This window comes from Asanoa sp. NPDC049573, from assembly GCF_040676615.1.
GTDB lineage: Bacteria > Actinomycetota > Actinomycetes > Mycobacteriales > Micromonosporaceae > Asanoa.
In genome coordinates, this window is record NZ_JBFAPI010000027.1 from 18,435 (window position 1) to 43,305 (window position 24,871).

Genomic DNA, 24,871 nt, shown 5'->3' on the forward strand with positions numbered 1-24,871 from the left:
GCTTCTCAGTGCCGGTTGGTCAGCTCTTGGCGCAGACATCCGGGCAGTTGAGTTCCTTGAAGACCTCTTCGGTCAGGGTGGTGTCCCACGTCGCCTTGGCCTGCTCGGCGGTGATCGTCTTCTCCAAGGACACCGAGTCGTTCGAGGCGTTGGTCGCGAACTGCGCGTCGGTGGGAGTAGGGATCAGCACGATGAAGTCTTTGATCTGCTCGTAGGTCTCCTTGGCCTGATCAGGCGTGTCACCGAAGGCCTTCGCATAGATCGGCAGAACCTCGTCCTCGTGCTCGAGGGTGTATTTGGTCGCCTCCAGCGAGGCACCGATCATGGCCTTGACGGTGTCCGGGTGGTCCTTCAGGAAACTCTTGGACGTGCCCAGACCGGCCTGTGCGCCCTGCGGCAGGTTCAGCTGTGCCGGGGTGGCGAGGATCTTGCTGCCGCTGACCTTGCCCTGGGCCTTGATGACCGAGTCCAGGTTCAGGAACAGGCCATCGACCTGGCCGCTGGTGAAGGCGGTCTGTTGCGCCTGCTCTCCCTGCAGCGACACGATCTTGACGCTGTCCGAGAGACCGTGATCCGCGAGGTACTTCTTGGCCAGTACGGTCGGGGTCGAGTTGGCCGCCGCGGAGGCGATCTTCTTGCCCTTCAGGTCGTCGGGGGTATTGATGCCGGGACCGACGACCAACGCCGAGGTCGCGGCGGTCAGCGCACTGAGCACGTTGACGACGGGCTGGTCCTGCAGCGCGGCGCGCTCAAGCGTGCCGGCCTGTGGGACGAACTGGAACGAGCCCTTGACCAGGCCAGGAATCTGCGCGTTGTTGCTGACCTCTTCCAGCTTCACGTTCAGGCCGTACTTGGTGAAGATGCCCTTTTCCTGCGCGACGTAAAGGAAGCCGAAGGCCGAGGAGGTCCCCGGGATGCCGACGGTGACATCGGTCAGCGCCGTCGAGGTTGAGGAGGATGCGGTGTCATCGCCACCGCTCGAAGAGCAGGCGGCGAGGCCGGCGACAAGGGCCATCGCCGCGATGCCCACGACAGCGCGTCTACCGCGACTGATGAATGGTGCGGACGAACTCATTGATCCTCCAGGGGGGTGGAGACGCAAGGGGGTGAGATGGGGTGTGGCGTCGGATCAGCGGTGGAGAATTCACGCAGGCATCGACGGATGACGTCGGTGGGGGCGCCGCACGGCGCGGGGATGCTATCGGCGAACCGGGCGCCAGCGGTCGAACCGCTGTTCCAGCATCCGGGCAAGCTGGGTCAGGATCACGCCGATGAGTGCGACGATCACCACCCCGACGAAGACCTGCGCGGTTTTGAAGTTCGCGCCGGCGTTGGTGATCATGTAACCCAGGCCTTCGGTGGAGGCCTGGAACTCGGAGATGATGACGCCGATCAGACCGGTACCGACGGCGAGTCGAACGCCGGACATGATCGATGGGACAGCGCCGGGCAGCAACACCGTGCGGAACAGGCGCCAACCCTTGACGTTCATGGACGAGGCCATCTCCAGCAGGTTGTGGTCGATGCTGCTGATACCGCTCGTGGTGTTGACCAGAACCGGGAAGATGGTCATCAGGATGACCAGCGCGATCGAGGCGTGCGAGCCGATGCCGAACCAGACGATCAGCAGCGGCACCAGCGCCACACGCGGGGTGGCGTAGGCGAAGGCCACCACGTATTCGGCCAGCCGGCCGATGCGGGTGTACCAACCGATGATCAGTCCGGCGACGATGCCGCCGACCACACCGATGCCGAAGCCGAAGAGGAAGTCGCGCGCCGAGGCGCGAAGGTCGTCGAGGAACTCGGGCGTGCGGACGTAGTCCCAACCGGCCTGCGCGACATCCCAGGGAGAACTCGCGTAGAGCTTGTCGACCCAGCCGGCGGACGTGGCGATCTGCCACGCGGCGATCACGATGACGATGCCCAGGGTGCCGAGCAGCGGGCGCTCGTAACGGGAGAAGAACGAGCGCCTACCCCGTCGCTCCATGCCGGGCGGCAGAGAGGACTCGGTCCGCCGGGCGCGGACCGGGTTGCGCCGGGCTATCACTTGCGTCATTGTTCGGCTGCTCCTTGAAGAACGGGGCCATGTCCTGCCATGTGAACTAGACGACCTGAATCGTGACACGACCTAAAGTTTGAAGCAAGACTTTCCCAGGCTCGCTTGCGCCGAATTGACCTAATTCAGTAGACCGATTCGGCTCACCGAGAGCGACCGTCCGACTGCTCAGACAACGGGCTGATAGGCAAGGCCGCCGTCGTTCAAAAGGCGCTCAGCTTCCGCGTAGACAGCCTCGGGCTCCTGATCGAGGTTGATCGTCTTGCGGAATGGCTGCCGCACGTCCCGCTTGATCTGCAGGTAGACCTCGTTCCGGTTTCCCTCCGGATCGAAGAAGTAGATGCCGAACGCGTTCCCGTGGGTGACTTCCTGCTGCACGCGGACGCCTTCTTCGGCGAATTTGCGGTGGAAGTCGCGCAGATCCTCCAGCGACTCCACTCGCCAGGAGATCTGATGCGTCAGCTTGACGTCCGGCGGCGCGTTACGACCTCGCTGCAGGACGAACTCGTGGTGTTCCTCTTCGGGGCGGGCGCTGAGAAAGACGATCCCTTGATCGGGGTCTTCGTCGGTGACCGTCAACCCGAGCAACCGGGTATAGAAGTCACGCATCTTCTCGAGGTCGTCGACCCACAGGCCGGTGTGTCCCAGACCGGTAATCATGATTCGCTCCAATCAAAAATCGCTACGTCGCCTACAGGCTCGAGGCGAACAGGTCCATCGCCAGGCCCCAGGCCTTCTGCGCCTGCTCGGCGCGGTACATCGCCGGCCGGGCGTCGCAGTGGAAGGCGTGACCCGCACCGGGGAAGACTTCGATCCGCACGTCCTTGCCCGCCGCCTGCCCGGCCGCCCGGATGGCGTCCAGGTGCTCGGCCGGGATGGTCGGATCCTCGTCACCGGACAGGTGCAGCACCGGGCCAGTCACCTCGCCGAAGCGGTCCAGCACCGCGTGCTGGCCGGCGGCGACACCCGGGCCGTAGAAGGCGGCCGTGGCGCCCAGGCCGGGCAGCGCCGTCGCCGCGGTGATCGCGGCGCGTCCCCCGAAGCAGAATCCCATCAGGCCGATCTGCGGCAGTGCGATCCCGTCAGCGCTCGCGAGGTGGTCACACACCGCGGTGATGTCGGATGCGATCTCCTCGCGGCCCAGCGCACCGATCAACTCCATCGCGGCGGGGTGGTCGGAGTATTCGACGGTGTCCGTCCCTGTCCGGTGGAACAACTGCGGTGCGACCGCTACGTAGCCGGCGGCTGCGGCACGGTTGGTGACGTCCTGAATGTGTGCGTTGACGCCGAATGCCTCCTGCAACACCACGATCGCGCGCTGCGGTTGCGCACCCTGCGGCACCGCGCGGTAGAGCCACATGACGCCCTGTGGCGTCGCAAGCTCGTGCCAACTGGTTGCGACGGGACGGTTCGATTCCACGCGACATCAGTCCTTCGTTCGGGAGACGGTGAGAAGGCCCTTGCGCAGCCGGTCCACCGGTCAACACACACACATCGATCAGATCTCCAGAGTGCGAGTAGCATACGGCAGGACATGCAACCTGACAATCGCGAACGACGACTGGAGGGCGACGATGCCGGAGCAGCTCGACGAACTACTCACCGCCTGCGATGTCCTGGGTTGGTACGGCCACGAAGACCTGATCTGGGGACACGCGGCGGTTCGCGACAAAGGCGGGCGCGGGGTATGGATGAAATCCTCGGGCTTCGGATTCGAGGAGATGTCCCGCGATCTGTTGGTGCTGGTCGATGACGACGGCAACATCCTGGCCGGCTCCGGACGTCGGCACATCGAATTCCCCATCCACACCGAGATCCTGCGTGCCAGATCCGATGTCGGCGCTGTGGTGCACACGCATTGGCCCCAGGTGGTGGCGTTCGCCGCGACCGAGATGCAGCTCCGGCCGATCTCGCATGACGCGACCCTGTTCGTACCGGACCGCCTAGCGCGCTATGAGCACGGTGACCTCATCACCACCCGCGAACAGGGCGAGGCCGTGGCCGTGGCACTCGGCGACCGCCCAGCGATCCTGCTCGCCCATCACGGCATGGTCACCGTCGGCGCGGATCTGGCCGAAGCGGTGGTCACCGCGGTCATGCTCGAGCGCGCCGCCCGATACCAACTCCTCGCCGCCGCCGCGAACCCCGATTTCACCTACTCGGACGACCACGAGGCCGTCAGCAAACGCGAGCAGCACTTCACCCGGGGGAACATCGAAGCAGCTTGGCAGTACCTGCAGCGCCGGCTACACCGCGAGCGGCGCCGCGCCTGACCGCGGCCTGCGCTCACGCAGGCTCGAGACGAACCGCGGTGGCGTCAGCTGTTGATGCGGTTGCCGTCCCAGGCACGTCATCCGTAGTCGGGGTCGGTACCCGCAGCCACCGCGCCAAGTCCGCCGCGACACTCTCGGCCTCATCGGCGGCGAAGACGGCCGCGACGTGTCGGTCTGGCTTGACCAGCACAAACCTGCCGCTGACGCTGGAGAACAGGCTCTCCAGCGTTCCGTCCGCATCGGCGATGCCGGTCCGCTGCCCGCTCGCCGTCGGCAACCGATCCGCCAGCACAACGTCGACAGCGCGCATGTCCGTCAGCCCCGCTCGCGCGGCGGCCGCGTGCACGAGCTCCCAATCCCGGTTCTCCACGTCCACGCCGAGCAATGCCAGCCCGCTGCCGAGCACTTCGTCCAGCCGCTGCGGACGCAGGCTCGGTTCGGCGATCACGAACGGTTGCGGGAGCAGCGTGCCCACCAGATGCTGTCCCGAACGGCCCAGCCGGGAGACCACGCCGGTGCTGTGCAGTGCCTTCGGCCGGAAGCGCATCTCGGTCAGGTAGCGCCGTCCAGCCGGCGCGATCAGCATGATCCGTACGAGAAGATCACGCGCCAGCGCACGCCACCGGTTGGTCGTCATCACCACGTCCCCCAGACGTTCAGAGAACTCCACCATCGCGGTCGCGTGCGGACGCCGTTCCTGTTCGTAGCTCTGCAGCACCTCCTCGCCCAGCGTCCCGTGCCAGACCATGGCCAGCTTCCACGCCAGATTGGCAGCGTCGCGAACCCCGGAGTTCAATCCCTGTCCGGCGAACGGCGGCATCATGTGGGCGGCGTCCCCCACCAGGAAGCACCGTCCGATGCGCCACTGGTCGGCCACGATCGCGTGGAAGCGGTAGACCACGCTGCGCTCGATCTGGTCATGGGTCAACGTGCGGTAGGGCGCCAGCAGTTGCGCGATGAACGCCGGCGTCGGCGGCAGACCCGGAACACCCTCGCCATCCTTGAGCCGGAACTCGTACCGGCACCGGCCGTCCCGGCCCGCGACAATCACAGCCGGGCGATTCGGGTTGCCGTGGTGCATGCCGTAGCGCTCCCGGTGATGGTCCCCCACCGTGTCGATCACCAGCCAGGTCTGGTCGTGACTGCGACCGCTCATCTCGATACCCAGCAGTTGGCGCACCGTGCTGCGGCCGCCGTCGCAGGCGACCACCCAACTGACCTCGACATCGTGGTCCTGCCCGCTGGAAAGGTCCTGCAGGCGAGCGGTCACACCGCCCTCGTGCTCGGTGAGGTTCACCAGCTCGGTGGAGAAGCGCACGTCGGCCTGTCGCCGTACGAGTACCTCAGCCAAGACGTCTTCCAACTCCGGCTGCGCGAACTGGTTCTTGAAGGCGAAGCCCAGCTGATACGGCCGCCCACCGTTGGCCTGGAACAGCGACCGGTCGCGGCGGTCGTAGTAGCGCGTACCGGTGCCGGGGACGATCACCTGCTCGATCTGCTCCGAGAGTCCGGCTGCCTGGAACGCCCGCAGTGACTCCGCGTCGAGACTGATCGCCTTGGCCTCGTTACTGGTCTCGCCGTTCCGCTCCACGACCAGCACCGAAACGCCCAACGAGACGAGGAGGTTAGCGACGGTAAGGCCTACCGGTCCGGCGCCGACCACCAGGACTGGCGCGGACGACCGACTCGCATTCGACACGTCTGATCCTTACGTTCCGGGGTGCGCTCCCGCCGGGCCGCGGGGTCGCTCACAGTTCAAGTCCTGCAGCATGAGACTTGACTCCTGAATTCTGGCACACGCGGAATCGCGTACACAACCAGGGCATATGCCGGACTTGGCAACAGTTGATCAAGGGAGTCGAGGCTCCCGGCAAGGAATCCCCCCGCATGGGGACATCCAGAGCGTCGGCTGAGGAAAGATCGTGAGCGGAGAGGTCCTTGGAATGGGACTGCTTGAGCGCTGCACGCGCGGGCTGCCGCAGGGCGGGCAGGTGGCGAGGTGACGCCGGCGGACCGCGCCGATGTGTCGCATCGCGTGCAGGGAAATGTGCGGACTCGACCAGCCAGAGCAGGTCCGCGCGGGCTTCCGGTTAGAGGTGAAGCCGAGGGTTCCCGGATCGGATTGATGACGGCGTCGTCGGTCGGGAAATGGCCGCGGTTTTGGTGATCTTGCGGAGCTAGCTCATGGATCCGATCGCGTTGGTCGTGTAACGATCTTGCGCCGCTCGACTGAGAAGGCAATCGACGAGATGAACGGCTCTACGGCGTTGCGCCTGGTGCCCGCCTTGGGCAGCTCGGCACAGACTCCAGCCCAGAACGCGATGGTCACCGCTTTGGCGAACGGCCGGCGCTCGCAGCCCGCACCGCTGGACGCCGCCGCTTGCGCCCGCCGGCCAACGCCGCCACCGCCGAACGCCTGCGGCAGGTCGTGCAGTGGCTCGAGACCTTGGCCACGCCCACCGAAGCCGACTTGCTCTGGCGCGAATTCCTACGCAGGTTCGACATCGAGCAGACCTAAGGCATGCTCAAGGCGACGGATCGGCGATACGAGAAAGACGAAGAAGTTGAACGACCCAAGGCCACGCCGGACAGATTAAAGATCAAGTTGGAGACTAGAGGCCCAGATCGATAACGCGATCGGTGATCGCCTTGGCCGCCTCGATCACCGCGGTTGTCATTGCCTTGGCCTGCTTTTCCGATACCCGCGAGGAGAGCGCAGCAACACTGACCGCAGCGCGCACCGAGTCGTCGTAGCCGCGAATCGGTGCGGCGATCCCAAGGACGTCGGGGTCGATCTCGCCGCGAGTCATGGCATAGCCGTCTTTGCGAATCTGCGTGAGCCGCTCGCTGATCATCTTCGGATCCACCAACGTGCTGGGAGTGAAACGCTGTAGTGGCGCATCTCTCAGCAGTTGGGCGACCTCGTTGGGTGGCAGCCACGCCAACAGCGCCTCCGCGGCCGCACCGGCATTGATCGGCAACACGTGCCCGACCTCGTAGGAGAGCCGGATGGTGCGGTGTGCTTCCACCCGCTCCAGGCAAACCACGACGGTTCCCGACCGCCGGGTCAGCAGGACCGTCTCCTCCACTTGGCCGGCGAGTTCCTGCATCACCGGCATGGCGAGCTCAACCAGGCCGATCCGGCCGCGCGCGACCCGGGCGAGCTGGAAGATCCGCGGGCCGAGCTGATAGCCACCGTCGCCTTCAGCCATGAACCCGGACTGCACCAGGCTCGACAGGTAGCGATAGCCCGTGGACCGCGCAACGCCCAACTCCTCGGAAATCTCCGCGCCCGACCAGACTGGCCGCTCCTCCGTGAAGAGAGTGAGCACATCCAGGGCGCGGTCAGCCGTTGAGTTACGCTCGCGGTAGCCGCTCGATTCAGACTTCCGTCCTGACACGTAGGACATTTTAGCCAGCAGTCGGGCGGTTTCACAAGTCTCAATCTAAGGGCGCGCCGCCCGAACCGAGCGGAGACGGCTCGCGAAGTCCCGACACAAAACCCCGCCTGCTGCCATCCACGATCGGCGGCGCAGGCGGGGTCCGGTGTGAGAGTTATCCGTTGGCCGATCCGGCTCGCGCGGCCTGCAGGTCGAGGGCGATGTCGACGATCATGTCCTCCTGGCCACCGACCAGACCGCGACGACCGACCTCCAGCAGGATCGTACGGACGTCGATGCCATACCGCTGCGATGCGGCCTCGGCGTGGCGCAGGAAGCTGGAGTAGACGCCGGCGTAGCCAAGGGTGAGGGTCTCCCGGTCGACCTGCACCGGGCGGTCCTGCAATGGGCGGACGAGGTCATCGGCGGCGTCCTGCAGCGCGAACAGGTCGCACCGGTGCTTCCAGCCCTGCAGGTTGGCTACGGCGACGAACGGCTCTATCGGGCAGTTGCCGGCGCCGGCGCCGTGCCCGGCAAGGGATGCGTCGACCCGCGTGACGCCCTCCTCGACGGCGACGACCGAGTTGGCCACAGCTAGGGAGAGGTTCTGGTGGGCGTGGATGCCCAGCTGTGTCTCCGGCCGCAGGACGTCCCGGTAGGCACGGATGCGCTCCCGGACACCGTCCATGGTCAGCCGGCCGCCGGAGTCGGTGACGTAGACGCAGTGCGCCCCGTAGGACTCCATGAGGGCCGCTTGCCGGGCGAGCTCGGCGGCCGGGGCCATGTGGCTCATCATCAGGAACCCCGAGACGTCCATGCCTAGATCCCGGGCGGTGGCGATGTGCTGTGCAGAGACGTCGGCCTCGGTGCAGTGGGTGGCCACCCGTACCGAACGGACCCCGAGCGAGTAGGCGTGTTTGAGTTCGGCGATCGTGCCAATCCCCGGCAGCAGCAGCGTGGTCAGCGTGGCTCGGCGGATGTTCGCCGCAGCGGCCTCGATCCACTCCCAGTCGGTGTTGCTGCCGGGGCCGTAGTTCAGACTGCCGCCGGCCAGGCCGTCACCGTGGGCGACCTCGATGGCATCGACGCCGGCGGCGTCCAGGGCGGCCACGATCCGGGCGACGTCGGCGGGGGCGATCCGGTGCCGGATGGCGTGCATGCCGTCCCGCAGCGTGACGTCCTGGACGTACAGGTCGGGCGTTGGTGTCGTCACCGGGCCACCTCCGCGGGCGCTCGACGGGCGCCGCTCGTCGCTACTTTCTCGCCCACGCGCAGCGCGGCCGAGGTCATGATGTCCAGGTTGCCGGCGTAGGCCGGCAGGTAGTGGGCGGCGCCCTCCACCTCGAGGAAGATCGACACCTTGGTGGTCACCGATTCAGAGCCCTCGCGCAGCAGGGTGTGCACCGGTTCGTCGGCGGAGACCGGGGTGAACTGCACCTGCTGCTTGAGCCGGTAGCCGGGCACGTACTCGGCCACCTCCGCGGCCATCTTCTCCACCGAGGCCCGGATCGCGTCGTGGTCCGCGTCACCGATCAGGCAGAGGACGGTGTCGCGCATGATCAGAGGCGGCTCGGCCGGGTTGAGGACGATGATCGCCTTCCCCCGCCCGGCGCCGCCGACCGTCTCGATGGCGTGCGCCGTCGTTTCAGTGAATTCATCGATGTTGGCTCGGGTTCCTGGCCCGGCGGACCTGGAGGCGATCGAGGCGACGATCTCGGCGTACGGCACCGGGGTCACCCGCGCGACAGCGGCGACCATCGGGATCGTCGCCTGGCCGCCGCAGGTCACCATGTTCAGGTTCGACGCGTCGCCGGCCAGGTGCTCGTCGAGGTTGACCGGCGGCACGACGTACGGTCCGATCGCCGCCGGGGTCAGATCGATCAGCTTCTTCCCGTACTGCGCGAGCTTCTCCGCGTTGGCCAGGTGCGCCTTCGCGGAGGTCGCGTCGAAGATGATCTCGATATCGTCGAAGCCGTCCATCGCGATCAGCCCGTCCACGCCCTCCGCGGTGACGGGAACCTTGAACCGTCGGGCCCTGGCCAGTCCGTCGGAGGCCGCGTCGATGCCGACCAGTGCCTGCATCTCGAGGACGTCGGAGTGTCGCAGAACCTTGATCATCAGGTCGGTGCCGATGTTGCCAGACCCGATGATGGCGACCTTGGTCTTGCTCATTGCTCGTCCTTTCCGGAGAACGTCGCCGTCACCGAACCCAGACCGCTGATCTCGGCACGCACCCTGGCGCCTGCCGACACCGGCACCATCGGGCCTAGCGCGCCGGACAGCACCACCTGTCCGGCGCGCAGAGGCTCGCCAAGCTCCCGAGCGGTGCGCGCCAACCAGGCCAGCGCCACGAGCGGATCACCCAGGCAGGCCGCGCCGGTGCCCTCGGAGACGAGTTCGTCGTCGAGGTACATCCGCATAGTCGCCTCGACGGGCTCGAACTCCGCGAGGCTGACCCGCCGCTCGCCCAGGACGAACAGGCCGCTGGAGGCGTTGTCGGCCACGGTGTCGCCGAAGGTGATGTCCCAGCCCTCGATCCGGCTGTCGACGATCTCCAGCGCGGCGACCGCGCTCGCCACCGCGCCGCGCACCTGCTCGGCGTCGAGGGGGCCGTCGGCCAGGTCCGCGCCGAGGACGAAGGCGACCTCCGCCTCCACCTTCGGCTGCAGCAGCCGACCCGACGGGACCATCTTGTGCGCGGAGACATCCATGTCGTCAAAGAGCACCCCGAAGTCCGGGCGTTCGACGCCGAGCTGCTTCTGGACCGCCGGAGAGGTCAGCCCGATCTTGCGGCCGACGACCCGCGCGCCGTCGTCAAGGCGAGCCTCGCCCAGCCGCTGCTGGACGGCGTAGGCGAGCGCGACGTCGGAGTCGCCGATCAGGTCACGGACCGGCCGACACGGTACGCCGCCGCGCGCGGCGGCCCACAGCCGCTGGGCGGCCGCGGTCACGGCGTCGTCTTGCGTGGTTGCTTGTGTCATCGTCTTCCTCAAAGTCCCGATGGGATCTCCGACGATGACAGGCCGAGCCATCGCGGAGGTAGGGGCAGCGTTCCAGTCACCGGAACGCCGAGACGATTGACAGAAACGCGAGACGATCTTTCTCGCTGCGGTCAGGTCAGAGCAGTGCGACGGCCGAGAGTCGCCGCCACGCCCGCTGCCGCCGCCTTCACCGAGGATGCGTGGCGCTCGGGGCGGAAGCGGGTGACCGGTCCGGTGACGCTGATCGCGGCGATCGGTTGGTCGTCGGCGTCGAGCACGGGGGCGGCGACACAGGCGATGCCGATGGCCGATTCCTCGTGTTCGAACGCCACCCCGGTCTCGGCGATGCGCGCGAGTTGCTGGCGCAGAACCCCGGGGGCGGTGATCGTGCGCGGGGTGCGGCGGGACAGGCCTGCGGCGACGACCCGGACGGCCAGTTCCGGTGGCGAGTACGCCAGCAGCGCCTTACCGATGCCGGTGCAATGCAGCGGCATCCGACCGCCGATGCGCGACGGGGCGGCCGCCTGGTGGTGCCCCCCGATCTTGGCGACATAGACGACGCCGTCGCCGTCGAGTACCCCAAGGTGCACGGTCTCGTGGGTGCTCTCGTAGAGGTCCTCCATGAACGGGGTCGCCACCTCCAGCAGTCCCCGCTCCACTGACGCCCGCATGCCCAGTTGGAAGACCTGGCCGCTGAGGCGGTAACAGTCGCCGGTGCGGTCGAGAAGCCGGACGTCGACGAGGTCACCGACCACCCGGTGCAACGTGCCCTTAGCCAGCCCGGTACGACGCCCGAGTTCGGCCAGGGTGATCCCGTGGTCCTCGGCACGGAAGGCGAACAGGACGGCCACCACCTTGCCGAGCACGGTGTTGAGGTTCACGGCGGGGCCGGTCTCCGGCAGCTCGCTTCGAGAACCGGGCTGGTCCGCTGCTCGTCCCACCTTCAGCCACAATCTGGGACAGCGTGCAAGCGAGCGTGTTGGCCAGCAGGCCCGGAACCGGCAGCGCGACCTCGCACAGAAGGTCCTGCACGTACGCGGCGAGGGCGGTCGGGCCAGCGCCCGCCTGAAACCTCAAATCGGGCAAACGAGTCACCAGATGGCAGTCCACGGTCCAGAGTCTGCGACCCGACGTTCTTCCACGCGACCGGCCTTTCCTTCGCGGGCATGGTCATGCCTGAAGGGTAGCGATTGATCAGACACCTGCTGTTAATCGTGCTGGGTTGCGGGCCGGGCGGGCGGTTCGCGTGGCGGGCCCCTGGGTGGCGGTAAAGATGTCGAGCCTGCACGACGAATGCACGACGACCGCCGGATTCGCACCCGCATCACGGTCACAAACTGGCCGTGAGCTGCAGGAATGCGGTCGGTCTGGCCCAAGACGGCGTGTAGGTGTGCACCTCGGCCGTCGCTGGGGCCAATGGACGTCGACGCCCAAGGCTAGAGCACGGTACAAACCGCGCAAAGCGCGGCCACCTCGTCCGGGTCGGTCTTGAAGTGGTCGTAGCCGGGCGGGACGCCGACGCCTGCCTAGGACACGTCGCTGGCTCGGGAGCGCTGGCTCCGCCGATCGCGGCCCTAGGGATCGCGGGCTCGACCCCGGTGATCAAGGCCCTGCTCGGCGCGGTTGCGACCGCCATGGCGGTGGAACCTGGCGCCCTCGGTCTACACCCCCAGGGAGTCGCCGGACGATCTGGACCGACATCGCGTCGCACCCGCGACTATCCACGTCGGACCATCGCGAAGATGGCTCCTTTACTCGACAGGTATACGCTTCACCCGACCTGGACAAACGTTGCCGAGCATGCCGTTCCCCCATTCATGAGCTGGGGGTCAAGGGGTCGTGGGTTCGAATCCCGCCGTCCCGACGGTGTGAGGGTTTCCGCAGGTCAGCGACTTGCGGGAGCCCCTTTTCTTAGCTCGGCATCGATGTCAGGTCCCGCACGGCGCTGCTGGACCCCTTTGACTCGGAGTAATTTCACCATGTCAACCATCGATCGCGGGCCTTGCGCACGGCAGACCATCCCGGGACCACCGCCCCAACTATCTGCTCGCTACCGTCCAGCTGGGCCGCTACCTCGCGCAGGAGTGCGGCGCCGCGGAAGCGGCCGATGACCTCTGTCTGGTGGGGCTGGGCCACGCTGAGGGTTTCCAGGCATGGCTGGCCCGCACCCGGTCGGCAACCACAAGTCGCCTCGGAAAGCACCCGGCGTCGCTGACCGGCGTAGCGGGCAGCTCAGCGGCCCGGCACCGGCGACGCGACGCCAGCGCTGCCAGCACGGCGCCGGCGGTGTTTGAGCAGTAGGCCGTCCACGGAGGACAGCCGGTCCAGCCGCAGCGCGTACTGCGCGCCCTATGTTGGAGGTTCGCTGCAGACGTGCGCCCGGCCAACCACCTACGTGCTCGACCGGCGCACCGAGATCGGTCTTCGGTGACAGAAGCGCTGTGCCTGACCGACGCAGCCGGGCCCCCGCGCGTCAGACCGCGGGGCAGCCGAGCGCGCGGGCGTCCCTGTCCGTATTCGCGGCCATCCCAGACGTACCGATCATTCCATCTGGCCCGACCATTCCACCTGTGTCACAGGCGAGTCAGGGCTACCCGGTTCAGGCATACCGTGGGGTTGGGTGGGCGCGATCACCGAGCTGGCGTCGGTCTGCCCGCCCCACGGGCGCGCGATCGCCCGTCGTGAGGAGTGCTGATGACCGGAGCCGAACCCGCACCCAGCCTCTGGTCGGCGTCGGCCGGTGCGGGCCCGCGCAAGCAGGATCGGGACGAGGTGTTCGTCGAATACACGAAGTCCATCTGTCCGGTGTGCAAGGTCGTGATCGACGGGCAGGTCAACATCCGCGACGGAAAGGTGTACCTGCGCAAACGCTGCCCGCAGCATGGCGTCTTCGAAGCGCTGGTGTACGGCGACGCGCAGATGTACCTGGACTCGGCCCGGTTCAACAAGCCCGGCACGATCCCGCTGGCCTTCCAGACCGAGGTGGTCGACGGCTGCCCGTTGGACTGCGGGTTGTGCCCGGAGCACAAGCAGCATGCCTGCCTGGGCATCGTCGAGGTGAACACCGGCTGCAACCTGGACTGCCCGATCTGCTTCGCTGACTCCGGTCACCAACCGGACGGATATTCCATCACTCTGGATCAATGTGAGCGCATGCTCGACGCGTTCGTGGAATCCGAGGGCGAGGCTGAGGTGGTGATGTTCTCCGGAGGGGAACCCACCATCCACACGCAGATCCTTGAGTTCATCGACGCTGCGCAGGCTCGGCCGATCCGGTCGGTCAACCTCAACACCAACGGCATCCGCCTCGCGTCCGACAAGGCGTTCGTGGCCGCGCTCGGGCAGCGTAACCAGCCTGCGTGGGCGGTCAACATCTACCTACAGTTCGACGGCCTGGAGGAGCGCACCCATCGGGAGATCCGCGGGCGGGACCTGCGCTTGATCAAACAACGGGCACTGGACAACTGCGCCGAGGCCGGCCTGACGGTCACCCTCGTCGCCGCCGTCGAGCGGGGTCTCAACGACCACGAACTCGGGGCGATCATCGAGTACGGCCTTGCTCACCCCGCGGTGCGGTCGGTGTCGTTCCAGCCGGTCACCCACTCGGGCCGGCACGTCGAATTCGACCCGCTGACCCGGCTCACGAACTCCGACATCGTCCATGGCATCGCGGCACAGCTCCCGCAGTGGTTTCAGGTCAAGGATTTCTTCCCGGTGCCGTGCTGCTTCCCCAGTTGCCGCTCGATCACCTACTTGCTGTCCGAGGGCACCCCGGGCACGCCTGGCTTCGCGGTGGTGCCCATCCCGCGTCTGCTCAATGTGGAGGACTACCTCGACTACCTCTCCAACCGGGTCGTTCCCGACTTCGCCGTCCGGGAGGCGCTGGAGAAGCTGTGGTCAGCCTCGGCGTTCATGGGCACAGACACCACCCGTGACCGGCTCGCTCAAGCCGCTGCGGCCCTGGATTGCGCCGACGCGTGCGGGATCAACCTGCCCGACGCGGTCGCGAACCTCAGCGAACGCGCGTTCATGATCGTCATCCAGGACTTCCAGGACCCGTACACCCTCAACGTGAAGCAGTTGATGAAGTGCTGCGTCGAGGAGATCACCCCGGACGGCCGGCTGATTCCGTTCTGTGCCTACAACTCCGTTGGCTACCGCGAACAGGTCCGCGAACACATGTCGGGGGTGCCGGTCGCCGACGTGGTGCCCAACGCGTTGCCGTTGCGCCCGACGATCACCGATTCCCCCTATGGCTCGAAGGTCGCGCAGGAGGGTGGCCGCGTCCGGCCGTCGAGTGCGCCGGACGCCACCAACATCGGCCGGAGGGTCCGGTGAGCGGCCCGATCCCGCCCGCCTCGGCCGCCGAGACAAAGGCATGCTGCGCCGCCGCGTACGGCTCGGACGTGATGCCGCTTCTGCTCGGCGCGTCCTACCATCCGGGCGGCCTGGCGTTGACCCGGCGGCTGGCCGACCAACTCCGCCTGCGTCGTGGTGACCGGGTCCTTGACGTGGCCAGCGGCCGGGGCACCACCGCGCTACTGCTTGCCGGTGAGTACCACGCCGATGTCACCGGCGTGGACCTGTCGCCCGCCAATGTCACCCTCGCCAGCGACGCGGCCCGGTCGACCGGGCTGGTGGACCAGACCCGGTTCCAGGTGGGTGACGCCGATCGCTTGCCCGGTGAGGATTCCGGCTTCGACGCGGTGGTGTGTGAGTGCGCGTTCTGCACGTTCCCCGACAAGCCCTCCGCTGCCGCCGAACTCGCCCGGGTGCTCCGCCCCGGCGGCCTGCTGGGCATCACCGACGTCACCGTCGACCGCACCCGGCTGCCACCCGAACTGTCCGGGCTCAGCGGGTGGATCGCCTGCCTCGCCGACGCTCGCCTTCTCGGCGAGTACACCGACGTCCTGACCGCCGCCGGGCTCGCGGTGACCCACACAGAACGCCACGACGCCGCCATCACCGCCATGCTCGACCAGATCGAGGCCCGCCTCACACTGGTTCGGATGACTGCCCGCGACCGAGCCGAAGACCTCGGAGTCGACTTCGACCAGGCCCCCGCCGTGGTGGCCGCGACCCGCACCGCGATCGGCGACGGTGTGATCGGCTATGCCCTGATCACCGCCCGGAAGCCCGCATGACATGTGCGTGTCGCTGGGCATGGATGGCTGGGCCGCTCGGCCCTGATCGGATCAGCGGCGTGCCCTGCGCTCCGCCTCTGACTTGACCGCCGCCACGGTATCGGCAACCACGCTCTCCCACCGGCGGGCCACAAGCTCGCCCCAACGCGCCCCGACTGCCCCGCCATCTGCACCGAGTTCGCCGACGTACTCCAGCACGCAGCCGCCCTCCCACTCGCCGAGCAGGAACTGCTCGACCACGTGCGGCACCGGACCCCGAACGAGCCGGAAGTCGACGCGGTCCGGCCGAGCGAACCGGACAGTCTCCACGGTCACCGCGACCAGGCCGGCACCCAGCCGTGTGCGATGCGCGGCCAGCACCATGTCACTGCCCCGCTCCAGCACCGTGATCTTCTCGGCTGTCGCCCGGGTCTGGCGCCCCAGGTAGGGTTCGGCCAGCACCTCGAACACCACCTCCTTACTGGCCCGGATCTCCGTCGGCTTCACATTCAGCTTTCGCACGCGCCGCCCGATGCCAGCATCCACAGTGATCACGCCGGTAGCCACACCGAGGTAACCCAAAGCCGCCACGCCCGCACCGACGACAATCGCGGCTCCCCATCGCCAGACCCGCACCCTCGTCCTCCTTCAAATGCCTGATCGCGGCGCTTCCGCGGAGGTAGCGCTGGAGTTGCACCGGGCACCAGCGGATCCGGGCCAGGCCGCTCAAGGTGCGGCGACAGCGTCGCGGACCTGCGCCGAGGCGACGCCCTCGACCCGGTCCGCGGCGGGCTGCGTCACCTGGATAACGACCGCCACCTGGTCCGTCTCATCCTCAGGTCGACGGCACCAACGGGCCATCCGGCTGCCGCACCCGTCCGGGTGGATCGCCGAAAGCATACGGCAGATTTGTACGGGTTGTACTTTAGGGAAGCTCTGCACGGCGCGTCGCGCTGGGGCTCGACAAGGTCGAGCGGAACAGAGGCTACGTCAGCGGGCGTACGGCGGAGTCAGCTCGCGGGCGGACGTCGTGCTGTCGATCGCCAGCAGAATGAACGGGTGGTAGGCAATCGCAACGACGACGTCCGGCCGACGAGGCTGAGCGCCAGCGCACGCAGAGTTCTCCTCGTCGTCCACATCGGATCCGCCGGGGCCTGGATCGGTGTTGACGTGGCCATGGCGGTGGTCGTCTTCACCGCGGTGCTGAGCGACGACGACCGTACCCGGGCGGTGTGTTTCCAGGCTCTCGAGCTCTTCGCGGTGTGGCCACTGTTCCTCGCCGGCCTGCTGTGCCTGGTCAGCGGGGTCACATTGGGCGTCGGCAGCAGATACGGGCTGGTGCGGTACTGGTGGGTGGCCACGAAGCTGGCCGTGAGCATCGTGCTCATCACGCTCGTACCCTTGGCCCTGCGCCCGGGCCTTGCCGGGTTGAGCGAGCGCGGCCGGGAGTTGGCCGCCGGGCACCTTGGCACGGTGTCGGTCGGCGACATGATCTATCCCCCGATCGTTTCACCTGCCGCGCTGCTGTTCGCGCTGGTCCTCGCGGTGTTCAAACCCTGGGGTCGGATCCGCAGCCGTTGGGGCCGCGCATGACCGCATCGGCGGAGCTGGCCGGGCCGCGGGTGATTCTCGTGTTGACCGCCGACACCGGCGGCGGTCACCGCGCGGCCGCGGAAGCCATTCGGCAGGCGGTGCACCGCCGGTACCCCGACGAGCTGGCCACTGTCACCTGCGACCCGCTGACCGGCGCGGAAGCCAACCGGAGCGTCGCTTGGGTGTGCGGGCGCTATGGCCCGCTGGTGCGGGACGCTCCGTGGCTGTGGTCCATTCTGTTCCACGCGACCAACGCCCGGCCGCTTCGGCCAATTCTGGAAAGTCTGCTGAGGCGCTTCGTGTCGGCACCGATCGCCGCGGCGGTGGCCCGTCACCAGCCGATGGCAATGGTCGCGTTGCACCCGCTGCTCGCGGCGTCCGCGGCGGCCCTCCGCAGCGAAGGCACAGCCGCCCCGGCGTTGATGACCGTCGTCACCGACCTGGGCAGCGCCCACCGCAGCTGGTGGCAGTCGCCGGCGGACCGAGTGGTGACGCCGACCGCCGAACTGTCGCAGCAGGGTCGGCGATTCGCCGGTACCGCGCCTGACCGGTGCGACGTCATCGGGATCCCCGTACGTGCGGAGTTCCGGCCGGGTCCGGCGGATCCGACCGCCAAGGCGGCGTTGCGCCGCTCCTTGGGGCTCGACCCGGCCCGCTTCGTCGTCCTCGTCATCGCCGGCGCCGAAGCGGCACGTGGCATGAGGATGTGGACCCGCACGATCGTGAACGGCGCCGCGGACGTCGACGTCGTCGCGATCTGCGGCCGCGATCAGAGATTGCGGAAAGACCTCGAAAGGCTGGCTGCGCGCAGCCCCCGGCGGCTGACCGTGACGGGGTTCGTCGACAACATCGCGGACTGGTTGCGCAGCGCGGACGTCCTGGTGACCAAGGCCGGTCCCGGGACCATCGCCGAAGCCACCTCTTGCGGAACCCCGATGCTCCTCGCGGGGCACCTCCCGGGGCAGGAAACCGGCAACACCGAGATCGTCGTACGCGCGGGCGCGGGTCGAGCCGTCCACGGTAGACGCGAGTTGCTCAGGCTGATCGAGGACCTGCGTGCCGACCCCGCCCGCGTCAGCCGCATGCGCGCCGCCGCGGCGCGGCTCGGCAGACCCACCGCCGCCGCGGAAATCGCCGACCTCCTCGCCCAACAGGCTCTGCGGAAGGAGTTCCGATGACCTGGACCTCGGCCATGGGCCGTGCCCTGGTCACGGCGGGAGCGGCCGCCTTGGCCGTCCCGGCGCTCACCGAACTGCGCATCGCGCCGTCCACCCGCGCGCTGACCCGGCGGTGGCGCGAGGTGCCGGTGGGCCGGCGCGGCAACACCGCCCTGGGCATCAGCTTCCGGCCCCGCCAATGCGAGGACTTCGACCTCGACCCCCGCGAAACATTGACCACCCTGCTGTCCTACCCGTTCGACCTGGTGCGCCTCAGCGCCTACTGGGATCGCATCGAGCCGGAACCGGGAGAGTTCGACACCGACGAGGTGGACTGGCAACTCGAAGCGGCCGAGCGTGCCGGCAAGCGGGTCGTCATGTGCCTTGGCCCGATCAAGTCCTTCGGCTACCCCGAATACTTCGTGCCAGGCCACCTCCTCGACGAAGCCCTACCGGAGGGGCGCCTGGTCGACCCGGTGTCGCAGCCCGCACTGCTCGACGCAGCCACCCGCTACCTGGCCCGGATGGTGAAACGCTATCGGGACCGTGAGTCGATCGTCGCCTGGCAGATCGAACACGAGGCGGTCGACCCGCTCGGTCTGGAGCACTCCTGGCGACTCGCGCAGACCTTCCTGCGACACGAGGTGGCGACCGTCAGAGCCAACGACCCGGCCCGGCCGATCGTGCTCAACGGCTTCCTGCCCACGTCGACCATCGTCCTGGCACATCAGTGGTGGCGGACCCGCGACCAGGGAGACTCCGTGGCCGCCGCCGAGCAGATCGCGGACATCGTCGGCATCGACTCGTACGCACGGTACGCCGTGACCAGCGTCGGCCGCTGGAGCGTCTACCTCGACGGTTCCACCGGTGTTCTCCCCGCGTTACGCCGGCGCCGGCTGCTCGCCACCGTCGCCGCCACCGGACGAAAGGTGATGGTCACCGAGGGGCAGGCGGAGCCGTGGGAGGCGGTGACCGTCCCGCCCAGCCCCACCGCCCGGGCCGCGTCCAGCTGCCCGCCGGAGCGAATCATCAAGAACTACAACGACTGGCTCCGCTGGGCCAGCCAGGCGCGCACCGAACTGAGCGCGTACCTGTTCTGGGGTGCCGAGTACTGGGTCATGCGCGACCGGCAAGGCGACAGCAGCTACCTCGACGCCTTCACACGCCTGTTGGAGCAGTCGTGACAGTCAGGGCAGTCCTGCGAAGATGTCCCGCGACACCGGCCCACGGTGGTCGGGGTCGATGAACCACTCCCATCCCGCCACCAGGTCGTAGACGGGACGGGGGATCCGGAGCAAGGCGGCCAGGGTACGGTCGGCGCCGCCCTTCGCGGCCGTCTGGCTCGCGTGTGCGCGTAATGACGCTCGCTTCCGCGACACGTACCGATGGACCGGGATCCGGTGTGTGATGTCCGATCGTGCGCTGTAGGCGCGGTCGAGTTCGCCCGCGTCGAAGGGCCCGAACCTGGACGCGAGGCCGACGGCCCAGCGGACGGTTTCCCGCGGGATCGTCGCCTGCAGGCAGCGGGCCGTGCCCGCGAGCCTGACCGCGAGGGCGCCAACCTCGTGCACTCGGATGTGGTCCCGGTGACCGTACCCGCCGTTGCGGTCGTTGCTGAGCAGCACGTCGGCACGCTCCTCCCGCAGAATCGCGGCGAGCCGCTCCGCGGCCTCCCCCACCGGCGCGCTGACGAAAGCGGCCCGGCCGGCCCGGCCCGGCCCCAGCCCGCTGTCGGCGTAACCCAGATGTTCGACGCGTGCCACCCCGAGCACGCCGGCACTCCGCCGGGTCTCCGCCAAGCGGATCGCTCCGAGCCCGCCGGCGCCGCCCGGGTCTCCGTCCGTGGCGACGACCATCACCACCCGGTGTCCCGCCGCGGCCGCCCGCGCCATGGTGCCCGCGGTGAGCAGTGCCTCGTCGTCCGGGTGAGCCTGGAACGCCACGACCGTGTGCGTCATCTCCCCGTCCCACGCGTGACGCGCAACCGGCGGTAGTGCCCTCCCGCGCCGAACAACCCGGCCACCCGGACGATCGCCCGAACCACCAACCCAACAACGCCGGCGAAGTACGGCGCTCGAACCTCCGAACGGAACTCGTCCATGAACAGCAGCAGGTCGACCAGGCCGGGCAGCCGGCGCGCCCGACCATGCCGGCCTCTCGCGAGTTCGGCGGCCACTTCGAGCAGCTCTTCCATCCGCATGGCCGGCCGGGTCTCCACGAGCACGAAAGCCTCGTTCGGGCCGGCGTTCGCGAAGTGGTGACGCGCACCGGGCGCCACCGTGACGGTCTGGCCGGGACCGACCACGCGGCTGTGACCGTCGACGCGGAACCGCATGCGCCCTTCCACGATGGTGAAACGCTCCTCCTGGGCCGGATGGACGTGGCCACTCGGCACCCGACCGCCGGGCGCCAACCTCAGCTCCCACGCCAACACCTCCCCGCCGGAGTCGGCGGCCGACGTGCGGATCCTGATGCGCTCACCGCTCGCGGGGTTCTCGATCCACGAACCCCTGACGCTGGCAGACTCGGACATGGCCCCAGCATGGGAACCCACGCCTCACCCCGCGTCAGCCAACCGACGGCAATCCGGGTGAGGCGCAGAACGTAGTCACACGGCCGCCGCTACGTCCACGACCGTAGCGGGAGCGACGCTTGCTTCGCGGCATCGGCGAGACCGGCGTCGCGCTCGAGTTCGCGCACCGCAGCTTCGAGTCGAAGCAATGCGCCGAGGCCAAGCGGGCACGGCCGGGTCAGTGGAGATCGGGGCCAGCCGCAGCGGTCCCGTAGGGGGAAGATCAGGGTACGAGCTATAACCTTGGGTTATACCCCGGGGTTATAGTCGCGGTCATGAGTGTTGCCGCAACGTTGCTCGGGTTGATCGAGCCGCAGCCGAGTCACGGTTACCAGCTGAAGCGGGAGTACGACGAGCTGTTCGGTCAGGAACGGCCGTTGCCGTTCGGGCAGATGTACACCGCCCTCGGGCGCTTGCACCGCGACGGACTGGTGGTCGTCGAAGGGCCGGCGCCGGGTGGCGGACCGGACCGGAAGTACTACGAGATCACCGAGTCGGGCGTGACGCATCTCGAGGAGTGGCTGCGGCAACCGGAGCGACCGGAGCCGCACCTGCAGCCGGTGCTGTGGGCCAAGGTGGTCATCGCGCTGGTCTCGAACCGGCCCGCCGAGGAGTATCTCGACGCGCAGCGCGCGGCCCATCTGAAGCGGATGGCTGAGCTCACCGCCATGCGGCGCAAGGGTCCGCTGCGGCAGTCGCTGCTGGCCGACTACGGCCTCTTCCATCTCGAGGCCGACCTGCGCTGGATCGACACGGCCGTGGCGCGGCTCGCCCAGTTGGCCAAGGACGTCGCCCGGTGAGCGCGCCCCTCCTGGCGGCGACCGGGCTGACGAAGTCGTTCGGGCCGACCGCCGCCCTGCGCGGGGCGAGCGTCGCCGTGGACGCCGGTGAGGTCCTCGCGGTGATGGGACCGAGCGGCTCGGGCAAGTCCACGTTGCTGCACTGCCTCGCCGGCATCCTGCCGCCGGACGAGGGCGAGATCTGGTTCTCCGGGCAGCGCGTCAACGACCTCACCGAACCGCGGCGCAGCCGGCTGCGCCGCGAGCGGTTCGGGTTCGTCTTCCAGTTCGGCCAGCTGGTGCCGGAGCTTCCGGTCGTCGACAACATCATGCTGCCGGCGCTGCTGTCCGGCGGTCGGATCAGCGCGGCCCGCAGCTCCGCGCTGGCCCTCTTGGACCGTCTCGACCTGACCGGGCTGGGCGGGCGGCGGCCCGGTGAGCTGTCCGGCGGGGAGGCGCAACGGGTCGCACTGGCACGGGCGTTGATCACCCGACCCGCGGTGATCTTCGCCGACGAGCCGACCGGTTCACTGGACTCCGTCGCCGGCGAGCTGGTCATGGACCTGCTGGTCGATCGGGCCCGGGAGCAGGGCGCCAGCGTGGTCCTGGTGACACACGACGCCCGGGTCGCCGCCTTCGCCGACCGGCACGTGACGGTCCGCGACGGGCGGGTCAGCGCCTTGGCCGCGGCATGACCGGCCGGCGTCAGGTGCGCGGCGTCGCCTGGGTGGCCGTCCGGATGGCGGTCGGCGGCCGCGACCAACTGACCCGCCTGCTGGTCATGTCGCTGGGTGTGGCGCTCGGCGCCGGGCTGCTGTTGCTGGCGGCGGTCACGCTGCCCGCCATTCACGCACACGAGATGCGCGACGCGTGGACGCGTACCTCCGCACACAACGTCCGGCCGGCGCAGGACGAGGCCATCACCGATCCGCTGCTCTGGCGGACGCGCACCGACTCCTTTGCCGGTCAGGAGATTCTCCGGGTTGACGTCGCCGCGCTCGGGCCCCGCGCACCCCTGCCGCCCGGGCTGTCCCGGCTGCCCGGCCCGGGTCAGAGGTTCGTCTCACCCGCGCTGCGCCGGCTGCTCGCCCGGACGCCGGCGGACCAACTCGCGCTGCGCTTTCCAGGTCGCGACGTCGGCAGCGTCGGTGACGCCGCGCTGCGTTCACCGGACGCGCTGGTCGTCGTGGTCGGCTACGACCCGGCCGTGCTGCGCGGGCAGCCCGCGGTCGAGCAGGTCCGCTCGATCGAGACGCAACCGGCCAGTGTTTCGCTGACCCGGTTCGGCCGGGTGGTCGCCGCGATCGCCGTCGCGGCCCTGCTCGTGCCGATTCTCGTCCTGGTCGCCACCGCGACCCGGCTGTCCGCGGCGCGCCGGGAACGGCGGCTGGCCGCCATCCGCCTGATCGGCGCCACGCCCCGGCAGACCGATGCGGTGGCGACGGCCGAGGCCGTGCTCGCCGCAGTGGTCGGCACCGGACTGGGCTTCGTGCTGTTCGCGGTCGCGCGGCCGTTCGCGGCCCGGTGGAGTGTGGATGGTTCGCCGTTCTTCCCGGCCGATCTGCGCCTCACCGGGGCCGCCGCGGTGGCGGTCGTGCTCGGCGTGCCGGTCCTGGCAGCGGTGGCCGCTCTGGTGGCTTTGCGCCAGGTGCGGATCTCGCCGCTGGGTGTCAGCCGCCAGGCCCGGACCGGAAGGCCGACCGTACGCCGTCTGATTCCCTTGCTGGTGGGTTTGTCAGTCCTCGCTGTCGCGATCCCGGCAGCGGCGGCCAGCCGGGCCGAGAGTCCGCTGTGGCTGCTGGCCGCGGCGATGACAGCGGTCATCGTCGGCATCGTGGTTGCGGGCCCGTGGCTGACCATGGGAATCGGGCGGCTGGTCGTGCGAACCGCACGCGGCGCGCCGACCCTGCTGGCCGGCCACCGGCTGGCGGGCGATCCGGCCGCCGGCTTCCGGTCGATCAGCGGGCTCGTTCTCGCCGTGTTCCTCGCGACGATCACGATGCAGGCGGCGGCCAGCGCCGCCGACCCGGCACCGGGGCCGGATCAGGTCCTGGTGCCCGCGGGAGCGGTCGGCGCCGAGTTTCTCTACCGCGGCACTCCCCCGCTGCCGGCCGCGGCGGCCACCACCCTCGCCGGCCGGGTCCGTCGCCTACCGGGCGTCCGCGCCGTCGCCGACCTGCGCTGGGCCGACCCGGCGCCGCCGCGGCCCGACGCCGGCACCCTGCCGGTCGTGGCGCGCTGCGCCGACCTGCGGGCCACGACGTTGGTCGCGACGTGCCCGGACCCTGCCGCCACCGTCGGCCTCGACGCCCGCGGGCTCGGCAATGGCGTCATGGAGGACATCCAGGCGACCACCGGTGCGGTCGACGGGCTGCCGATGTTGGCGCTGCTCGTCACGACCGATGGGACGCAGGCGGCGATCGAGCGGGTCCGCACCCTGATCGAGGCCTCGGCCGACCAACTCGCATGGCTGCCCTGGACCACCGCCGAGGTCAAGGCCCACGCCGACAAACAAGCCGAGCAGACCGACCGGATCGCGATCGCGATCCTGCTGGCCACTTTGGTGGTTGCCGGGTTCAGCCTGGCCGTCGCCACTGCGGACGGCCTGCTGCGCCGGCGGCGCCCCTTCGCCCTGCTGCGGCTGACCGGCATCCGTGTCGGGGACCTGCGCCGAGTGGTCCTGATCGAAACCGCGCTGCCGCTGCTGGCCGCGACCGGCATCAGCGCCGGCATCGGCCTGGCTGTCGCTGCCGACGTCACCCACGCCAGCCATCTGCCGTGGCGGTCGCCGCCGGCCGGTTACTGGTGGTTGCTGGCCGCAGGCACCGGCGCAGCGCTGGTCATCACGCTGGCACTCAGCCTTCCGCTTCTGGGCCGACTCTCCTCGATCCAAGCTCCGCACGACGACTGATTCCGGGCCCCGACCTTGAGCGTCCGCGCCCACCTCCCACAGTGCA

The 24,871-nt window shown here is 68.8% G+C and carries 23 protein-coding genes; 9 read left to right on the top strand and 14 right to left on the bottom strand.

Features of this window, described 5'->3' with window-relative positions; translation table 11 throughout:
* Positions 1 to 19 precede the first annotated feature (19 nt).
* The 4 genes from AB0J74_RS35480 to AB0J74_RS35495 form a co-directional block, all read right to left on the bottom strand.
* A complete protein-coding gene (locus AB0J74_RS35480; RefSeq protein WP_363456503.1) occupies positions 20 to 1,030 on the bottom strand; it encodes an ABC transporter substrate-binding protein in 1,011 nt (336 codons plus the stop codon).
* A gap of 168 nt (positions 1,031 to 1,198) precedes the next feature.
* Positions 1,199 to 2,056: an ABC transporter permease gene (locus AB0J74_RS35485; protein WP_363456506.1), complete on the bottom strand. Its 858-nt coding sequence runs from the start codon at positions 2,054 to 2,056 to the stop codon at positions 1,199 to 1,201.
* Positions 2,057 to 2,224: 168 nt separating this feature from the next.
* Positions 2,225 to 2,716, bottom strand: a complete 492-nt coding sequence (locus tag AB0J74_RS35490) for a VOC family protein (RefSeq protein ID WP_363456509.1) — start codon at positions 2,714 to 2,716, stop codon at positions 2,225 to 2,227.
* Positions 2,717 to 2,747: 31 nt separating this feature from the next.
* Positions 2,748 to 3,476 (bottom strand): dienelactone hydrolase family protein, encoded by a 729-nt coding sequence (locus tag AB0J74_RS35495; RefSeq protein WP_363456512.1) that lies wholly within the window; start codon positions 3,474 to 3,476, stop codon positions 2,748 to 2,750.
* A 154-nt stretch (positions 3,477 to 3,630) separates the two neighbouring features.
* Here AB0J74_RS35495 and AB0J74_RS35500 point away from each other — a divergent pair, with 154 nt between their 5' ends.
* Complete coding sequence (locus AB0J74_RS35500; protein WP_363456515.1) at positions 3,631 to 4,329, top strand: class II aldolase/adducin family protein; 699 nt, start codon at positions 3,631 to 3,633, stop codon at positions 4,327 to 4,329.
* A 13-nt stretch (positions 4,330 to 4,342) separates the two neighbouring features.
* On the opposite strand, the gene AB0J74_RS35505 is transcribed toward AB0J74_RS35500, so the two are convergent.
* The 6 genes from AB0J74_RS35505 to AB0J74_RS35530 all read right to left on the bottom strand — a co-directional run bounded on the left by AB0J74_RS35505 (position 4,343) and on the right by AB0J74_RS35530 (position 11,571).
* Positions 4,343 to 6,028 carry a bifunctional 3-(3-hydroxy-phenyl)propionate/3-hydroxycinnamic acid hydroxylase gene (locus AB0J74_RS35505; RefSeq protein WP_363456518.1) on the bottom strand — a complete coding sequence of 562 codons (1,686 nt, stop codon included), beginning with the start codon at positions 6,026 to 6,028 and terminating at the stop codon, positions 4,343 to 4,345.
* A gap of 913 nt (positions 6,029 to 6,941) precedes the next feature.
* A complete protein-coding gene (locus AB0J74_RS35510; protein WP_363456522.1) occupies positions 6,942 to 7,730 on the bottom strand; it encodes an IclR family transcriptional regulator in 789 nt (262 codons plus the stop codon).
* Between the two features lie 154 nt (positions 7,731 to 7,884).
* Positions 7,885 to 8,922 carry a 4-hydroxy-2-oxovalerate aldolase gene (gene dmpG, locus AB0J74_RS35515; protein ID WP_363456525.1) on the bottom strand — a complete coding sequence of 346 codons (1,038 nt, stop codon included), beginning with the start codon at positions 8,920 to 8,922 and terminating at the stop codon, positions 7,885 to 7,887.
* Complete coding sequence (locus AB0J74_RS35520; protein ID WP_363456528.1) at positions 8,919 to 9,881, bottom strand: acetaldehyde dehydrogenase (acetylating); 963 nt, start codon at positions 9,879 to 9,881, stop codon at positions 8,919 to 8,921. Before AB0J74_RS35520 ends, dmpG begins: the two co-directional genes overlap by 4 nt.
* Entirely contained in the window at positions 9,878 to 10,690 is an 813-nt protein-coding gene (locus AB0J74_RS35525) for a fumarylacetoacetate hydrolase family protein (RefSeq protein ID WP_363456531.1), read from the bottom strand. The genes AB0J74_RS35520 and AB0J74_RS35525 overlap by 4 nt, the downstream gene beginning before the upstream one ends.
* Before the next feature lie 131 nt (positions 10,691 to 10,821).
* Positions 10,822 to 11,571, bottom strand: a complete 750-nt coding sequence (locus AB0J74_RS35530) for an IclR family transcriptional regulator (protein WP_363456534.1) — start codon at positions 11,569 to 11,571, stop codon at positions 10,822 to 10,824.
* A 1,813-nt stretch (positions 11,572 to 13,384) separates the two neighbouring features.
* Between AB0J74_RS35530 and AB0J74_RS35535 the strand changes: the two genes are divergently transcribed.
* Both AB0J74_RS35535 and AB0J74_RS35540 read left to right on the top strand, forming a co-directional pair.
* Positions 13,385 to 15,028, top strand: coding sequence for a radical SAM protein (locus AB0J74_RS35535; RefSeq protein ID WP_363456537.1), 1,644 nt, complete (start codon positions 13,385 to 13,387; stop codon positions 15,026 to 15,028).
* Complete coding sequence (locus AB0J74_RS35540; protein WP_363456540.1) at positions 15,025 to 15,834, top strand: methyltransferase domain-containing protein; 810 nt, start codon at positions 15,025 to 15,027, stop codon at positions 15,832 to 15,834. Before AB0J74_RS35535 ends, AB0J74_RS35540 begins: the two co-directional genes overlap by 4 nt.
* 51 nt (positions 15,835 to 15,885) lie before the next feature.
* Here AB0J74_RS35540 and AB0J74_RS35545 read toward each other — a convergent pair whose 3' ends face one another.
* Complete coding sequence (locus tag AB0J74_RS35545) at positions 15,886 to 16,449, bottom strand: hypothetical protein (protein WP_363456543.1); 564 nt, start codon at positions 16,447 to 16,449, stop codon at positions 15,886 to 15,888.
* Between the two features lie 354 nt (positions 16,450 to 16,803).
* Positions 16,804 to 16,950, bottom strand: a complete 147-nt coding sequence (locus AB0J74_RS35550) for a hypothetical protein (RefSeq protein WP_363456545.1) — start codon at positions 16,948 to 16,950, stop codon at positions 16,804 to 16,806.
* Positions 16,951 to 16,989: 39 nt separating this feature from the next.
* On the opposite strand from AB0J74_RS35550, the gene AB0J74_RS35555 reads away from it, so the two are divergent.
* Genes AB0J74_RS35555 through AB0J74_RS35565 form a run of 3 tightly spaced genes read left to right on the top strand, consistent with a single transcriptional unit; the run spans position 16,990 to position 19,747 of the window.
* Positions 16,990 to 17,406, top strand: coding sequence for a hypothetical protein (locus AB0J74_RS35555; protein WP_363456626.1), 417 nt, complete (start codon positions 16,990 to 16,992; stop codon positions 17,404 to 17,406).
* Positions 17,403 to 18,584, top strand: a complete 1,182-nt coding sequence (locus AB0J74_RS35560; RefSeq protein WP_363456548.1) for a glycosyltransferase — start codon at positions 17,403 to 17,405, stop codon at positions 18,582 to 18,584. Before AB0J74_RS35555 ends, AB0J74_RS35560 begins: the two co-directional genes overlap by 4 nt.
* Complete coding sequence (locus tag AB0J74_RS35565) at positions 18,581 to 19,747, top strand: beta-galactosidase (RefSeq protein ID WP_363456551.1); 1,167 nt, start codon at positions 18,581 to 18,583, stop codon at positions 19,745 to 19,747. The genes AB0J74_RS35560 and AB0J74_RS35565 overlap by 4 nt, the downstream gene beginning before the upstream one ends.
* A 3-nt stretch (positions 19,748 to 19,750) precedes the next feature.
* Here the strand turns inward: AB0J74_RS35565 and AB0J74_RS35570 are convergent, their stop codons facing one another.
* Positions 19,751 to 20,521, bottom strand: a complete 771-nt coding sequence (locus tag AB0J74_RS35570) for a PIG-L family deacetylase (protein WP_363456554.1) — start codon at positions 20,519 to 20,521, stop codon at positions 19,751 to 19,753.
* On the bottom strand, positions 20,518 to 21,096 hold the full coding sequence (locus AB0J74_RS35575) for a cupin domain-containing protein (protein ID WP_363456557.1): 579 nt from the start codon (positions 21,094 to 21,096) through the stop codon (positions 20,518 to 20,520). The genes AB0J74_RS35570 and AB0J74_RS35575 overlap by 4 nt, the downstream gene beginning before the upstream one ends.
* A 314-nt stretch (positions 21,097 to 21,410) precedes the next feature.
* Here AB0J74_RS35575 and AB0J74_RS35580 point away from each other — a divergent pair, with 314 nt between their 5' ends.
* From AB0J74_RS35580 to AB0J74_RS35590, 3 genes are read left to right on the top strand one after another with little or no spacing between them, the layout of a single operon-like run.
* Entirely contained in the window at positions 21,411 to 21,935 is a 525-nt protein-coding gene (locus AB0J74_RS35580) for a PadR family transcriptional regulator (protein WP_363456560.1), read from the top strand.
* On the top strand, positions 21,932 to 22,609 hold the full coding sequence (locus AB0J74_RS35585; protein WP_363456563.1) for an ABC transporter ATP-binding protein: 678 nt from the start codon (positions 21,932 to 21,934) through the stop codon (positions 22,607 to 22,609). Before AB0J74_RS35580 ends, AB0J74_RS35585 begins: the two co-directional genes overlap by 4 nt.
* Entirely contained in the window at positions 22,606 to 24,825 is a 2,220-nt protein-coding gene (locus AB0J74_RS35590) for an FtsX-like permease family protein (RefSeq protein ID WP_363456566.1), read from the top strand. The genes AB0J74_RS35585 and AB0J74_RS35590 overlap by 4 nt, the downstream gene beginning before the upstream one ends.
* Positions 24,826 to 24,871: the final 46 nt, after the last annotated feature.